This window comes from Fodinibius sp., assembly GCF_041642155.1.
Classification (GTDB): domain Bacteria; phylum Bacteroidota; class Rhodothermia; order Balneolales; family Balneolaceae; genus Fodinibius.
In genome coordinates this window covers 1-5,213 of the sequence record NZ_JBEPWZ010000219.1, presented here as the reverse complement: position 1 = coordinate 5,213, position 5,213 = coordinate 1, and the positions used below count along the sequence as shown (strand labels likewise).

Below are 5,213 nucleotides of genomic sequence, written 5' to 3'. Positions count from 1 at the left end.
GATTAGTGGTAAAGCTAGATTCCGATAGTTGTGGGTTCGACATTCTATATGTTTATGGGAGTGTCGGCAAAGGTCGATCCCTTTGAAAACTATTTAAATTACTTCGATTACATTGTAAATTCATGACTTTACGATATGGTTTGGGTAGATTGACAATTCCAGTATCCCGGCCTAATACATTGTGCTAAAACGAGTGACCGGAGCAGAAGCGTAAACCCCGAACTATCGGGGCTGTTTGAGGGCCAACGGAACGAGATGAATGATGTTAGCGCAGGCGCAGGGAATGCCGGCACCATTTATTCGGCCGGTCATTTTTTGGATTCCGTTTTTTCATGACTGGAAAAAACGGAATAACTTAATCTGTATTTTATGGAAAACCTTATATCCTTAAACTACAACGTATAGCAGTAACACAATCATGATCTTAGCGATCCTACTCGCACTCTCTGCCTGGCTGCTGGGCTTTATCCTGCCCTGGTGGTCGCTGTCGATACCCGCCCTGCTCCTGGGGAGCCGGCTGGGTAAAACCGGATGGAGCTCATTCGCTTATGGATTTGTGGGAATAGGGGGATTATGGCTCCTCCAAACGGCCTATATACACTTCGTCAATGAGGGGATCCTTACCACGCGCATTGCGGAACTTTTTAGTCTGCCTCATCCCGCTCTGGTTATAGTCATTACCGTCGTGGCGGGGGGACTCGCGGGAGGACTTTCGACCCTCACGGGTTATCTCTTTAAGAAAGCGTTCCTTCATCAATCGTGATACATAATGCGTAATTACCTGTACTTCTGTTTCCAAAACATCGTTCCCCGGAACGAACAACGTGAGTCCATGATCAGGTTCTGCCTTAATAGATGGGATGCTCAAAATAAGGCCTTGAAAATTTGTATAATTTCATTACCAGGCTTTCAATAGTTGAACAAAGCCTGTAGATTACAAAGGTAATTATCCGCCGATCAAATTTATGATCATGTCCCCCATGAAACCTGAACATACCGAGAGTCCCTCGTTCACCTGCACTTACTGCGGAGAAGTGAACGCAACGTTTGTCGACGCCTCGCAGGGCAAAACCCAGAATTATATCGAAGACTGCCAGGTTTGCTGCCGGCCCAATGAGCTTGCAGTCTCCTACGACTATAAAACCAGGGAATTTTTTATTCAGGCCCGGCCTTCTCAATAAATAAAATTTCCCGTAAGATTCCGTTGGAATTCGAATATGCGATTTGTATCTTTATGCAGTTTTGCGCTGGAATTACTGTTTGGCGCACAAAAAGGTTAACAATAGGCGAATAACAAACAACACTTGGCCTGCACGCGCACACATTTTAACATGAGTGGGAGCCATTATAGCTTCCAGCACGCTCAGAAAATATTTGACCATTTCCCGAAGGTCAACACACCTCCCCCTTTCGCTAAATCCGGCATCTATTTCGTTGTCGGATTTTTTTTATGTCTAAACTTGAACCCTACAAAAAAATATCCTTCTCAATAATATGTCACTGTATCCCCGAGATAAAGCGATCATTGCGCTCTCCGACGGCACTGTAGAGCATGGCTATGCCATCGGCAAAAAAGGAACCACCGGCGGCGAACTCTGCTTTAACACCAGCATGGTCGGCTACCAGGAAATATTTACCGACCCCAGTTACTACGGTCAGCTTATGATGATGACCTACCCGCATATCGGAAATTACGGCACGATGAGCCGCGATGATGAAGCCCGGCGAGTCATGATAGCGGGACTCATTGTTCGCTCTTATTCCTGGGAACACAGCAATTCGCAAGCTGACGGCAACCTCCAGCAATACCTGGAACGCAATGAGGTGGTGGGCATTACCGGTATCGACACCCGCAAGCTCGTTCGCCATATCCGGTCAAAGGGAGTGATGAACGCCGTCATTTCATCTGATGAGCTGGATGAAGAACTGCTTGTGCAGAAAGCCCGGGACTGGGAGGATATGGTAGGGCTCGAGCTGGCTACGGAGGTCACACGCGACGAGCCGCAAACTGTACACAGCGACGGCCCTTTCAAAGTGGCTGCTTTCGACTACGGTGTCAAACAGAGTATTATCGATAATTTTGTGAAACGGGGTTGTACGCTCCGCATTTTTCCGGCCAAAGGCGATTTCAGGGAAGAGCTCGACCAGTGGAAACCCGACGGATTTTTCTTTAGCAACGGTCCCGGCGACCCGGATGCGACGGCCGAATATGCGCTGGATATTGTTGAATATGCCAAAGAGACCGGCAAACCGATTTTCGGTATTTGTCTGGGACACCAGCTGATGGCCCTCTCGGAAGGGATCTCCACCAAAAAAATGTTCGTGGGTCACCGCGGCGCCAACCACCCGGTCAAGAACCTGGATACCGGCCTGGTGGAAATTACCACCCAAAACCACGGTTTTGCGGTAGATGAAGAGGCGCTGGACGATTCCAGGGTGGAGATTACGCATAAGAATTTGAACGACGATACGATAGAGGGACTTCGGTTCAAAAACTTTCCCGGTATTTCGGTGCAGTATCATCCAGAAGCCTCGCCCGGACCGCATGATTCGCGATATCTCTTCAACCAGTTCATAAATATGATCAAAGAAGGAAAAAAGGAGATGGCTTAAGGAATTGTACGGCCACGGGATGACCTGTCTCGGCGAATAATACACCCATGTGGACATCGCGCGCCGCATCCCGGCGAAGAATCACGTTTCAAAAGAACATGTTAATCAGCTAACAAAGAAACTTACCAACTCAATGCCACGACGCAACGACATCAACACCATTCTCATCATCGGATCAGGGCCTATTGTGATCGGCCAGGCCTGTGAATTTGATTATTCGGGATCGCAAGCCTGCCGTTCACTGCAAGAGGACGGATACCGGGTAGTGCTGATCAATTCGAATCCGGCTACTATTATGACCGACCCGATGATGGCCGATGAGATTTACCTGAAACCGCTGACTATCGAATCCATTAAAGAAATTGTGGAAAAAGAACAACCCGATGCGGTACTGCCTACCATGGGGGGACAAACCGGGCTGAACCTGACGCGGGATCTCCAGCAGGAGGGTTATTGGACAGAACACGGCATCCAGATTATCGGGGTGGATATTGCCGCGGTGGATATCACCGAAGACCGCCAGCAGTTTCGCGACCTGATGGAAGAGATCGATATACCGCAGTGTCGCAGTCGCGCGGCCGAATCGTTGCTGGAGGCCAAAGAGATTACCGAAGAGCTGGGGGGACTCCCGATTGTCATTCGTCCCTCTTTTACAATGGGCGGAGCCGGCGGCGGTATCGTATGGAACCAGGACGAGTTCGAGCGAAAAGTGCGACGCGGACTGGAAATGAGTCCGGTACACCGGGTGCTCATCGAGGAATCCATTTTCGGCTGGAAAGAGTACGAGCTCGAGCTGCTGCGCGACCCCAACGATAATGTCGTTATTATCTGTACGGTTGAAAATATCGATCCCATGGGCGTGCACACCGGCGACTCGGTCACCGTAGCACCCTCACAGACCCTCACCGACAAACAGTTCCAGATGCTGCGTGATGCGGCCATCAAGATGATGCGCTCCATCGGCACGTTTGCGGGCGGATGTAACGTTCAGTTCGCCGTTGAACCGGGCAGCGACCGCTATGTGGCTATTGAAATCAACCCGCGCGTAAGCCGCTCTTCCGCACTCGCCTCCAAGGCCACCGGCTACCCGATCGCCAAAATTGCTACCAAGCTTGCGGTGGGCTACAACCTCGATGAATTGCCCAACCCGATTACCGGTAACACTTCGGCCTGTTTCGAGCCATCCATCGATTATGTGATTGTCAAGACCCCGCGGTTTAACTTTGAGAAATTCCCCAACGTGGACGAGGAACTCACCACCCAGATGAAGGCCGTCGGGGAAGCGATGTCGATCGGACGCAATTTTCCCGAGGCACTGAACAAGGCTTTTCAGTCGCTGGAAATCGGTCGCGCCGGGCTTGGGGCGGACGGCTACAACGAGCTGGATCGAAAGGAGGTACGCGAGCGTCTTCTCAAACCGTACTGGGATCGCATGCTGAATATTCGAAACGCCTTTAAGCTGGGGGCTTCCGTCGAAGAAATTGCCGATATCACCAAAGTCGACCCGTGGTTTCTGCAGCAGATCCGCTACATGGTATCCCTCGAAAACCGCACGGAGGGACAAACGCTGGAGGGGATATCCAAAGAGGACTTTTTTGAGCTTAAACAGGCCGGTTTTGGCGACCAGCAGATTGCGTGGATGCTCAGCCAGAGCAACGGCAAGGTCACCGAAAATGAGGTGCGGTCCCGACGTAAGGAACTAGGACTGAAACCCTCCTTCAAAGTGGTGGATACCTGTGCCGCTGAATTCCCGGCCGAAACGCCCTATTTTTATTCTGCCTACGAGGGAGAAAATGAAAGTGAAGTCTCCGATAAGAAAAAAGTGATGATCCTGGGCAGCGGACCCAACCGCATCGGGCAGGGTATTGAATTCGACTATTCCTGCGTGCACGCTGTCATGGCTGCTCAGGATATGGGATATGAGGCTATTATGGTGAACTGTAATCCCGAAACGGTGTCCACCGACTTCGACATTGCCGACAAGCTTTATTTTGAACCTGTCTTCTGGGAGCGCGTGCTGGACATTTACGAGCATGAGCAGCCCGAGGGCGTCATCCTTCAGGTAGGCGGACAAACGGCCCTGAAGCTTGGAAAGCGGTTTGTGGAAGAGGGGATTCACATCTTCGGTACCGAGTTCGAAATGATTGATTTTGCCGAAGACCGCGGATCGTTCTCCGAATTTCTCAAAAAGCTGGATATTCCCTTTCCCTCGTACGGTACCGCCGATGATGTGGAGGGCGCCCTTGAAATTGCCGACCGCATCGGCTATCCCGTGCTCATTCGTCCAAGTTATGTGCTCGGGGGACAAGGGATGCGTATTGCGGTAAAGCAGGATGAGCTGGAGTATTACACCGAGCGTGTGCTCGCCACCCATCCCGAGAACGCTTTCCTCATCGACAAGTTTTTAGAACACGCCGTAGAGGTTGACCTGGATGCCGTTTATGACGGCGAACAGCTCCATATCTCGGGAATCATGCAGCATATCGAACCGGCCGGTGTGCACTCGGGCGACTCCACGGCGGTTATTCCGACCTATTCGCTCAGCGACGAGGCGCTGGATAAAATCCGAACCTATCACGAGAAAATTGCCAAACATATGG

General features: G+C 50.9%; 4 protein-coding genes. All 4 read left to right on the top strand.

Features of this window, described 5'->3' with window-relative positions; translation table 11 throughout:
• Positions 1-418 precede the first annotated feature (418 nt).
• Positions 419-763 carry a hypothetical protein gene (locus ACESLU_RS11385; RefSeq protein ID WP_372638771.1) on the top strand — a complete coding sequence of 115 codons (345 nt, stop codon included), beginning with the start codon at positions 419-421 and terminating at the stop codon, positions 761-763.
• A 217-nt stretch (positions 764-980) separates the two neighbouring features.
• Positions 981-1,181 (top strand): CPXCG motif-containing cysteine-rich protein, encoded by a 201-nt coding sequence (locus tag ACESLU_RS11380; RefSeq protein WP_372638770.1) that lies wholly within the window; start codon positions 981-983, stop codon positions 1,179-1,181.
• 313 nt (positions 1,182-1,494) lie between these two features.
• Complete coding sequence (carA, locus tag ACESLU_RS11375; protein WP_372638769.1) at positions 1,495-2,613, top strand: glutamine-hydrolyzing carbamoyl-phosphate synthase small subunit; 1,119 nt, start codon at positions 1,495-1,497, stop codon at positions 2,611-2,613.
• Between the two features lie 133 nt (positions 2,614-2,746).
• Positions 2,747-5,213 (top strand): carbamoyl-phosphate synthase large subunit (carB, locus tag ACESLU_RS11370; RefSeq protein ID WP_372638768.1); only part of this gene is annotated, 2,467 nt, incomplete at its 3' end.

Excerpts from the sequence above, each read along its gene's own strand:
- ACESLU_RS11385 (WP_372638771.1), top strand. The coding sequence starts at position 419 with ATGATCTTAGCGATCCTACTCGCACTCTCTGCCTGGCTGCTGGGCTTT.
- ACESLU_RS11380 (WP_372638770.1), top strand. The coding sequence starts at position 981 with ATGAAACCTGAACATACCGAGAGTCCCTCGTTCACCTGCACTTACTGC.
- carA (WP_372638769.1), top strand. The coding sequence starts at position 1,495 with ATGTCACTGTATCCCCGAGATAAAGCGATCATTGCGCTCTCCGACGGC.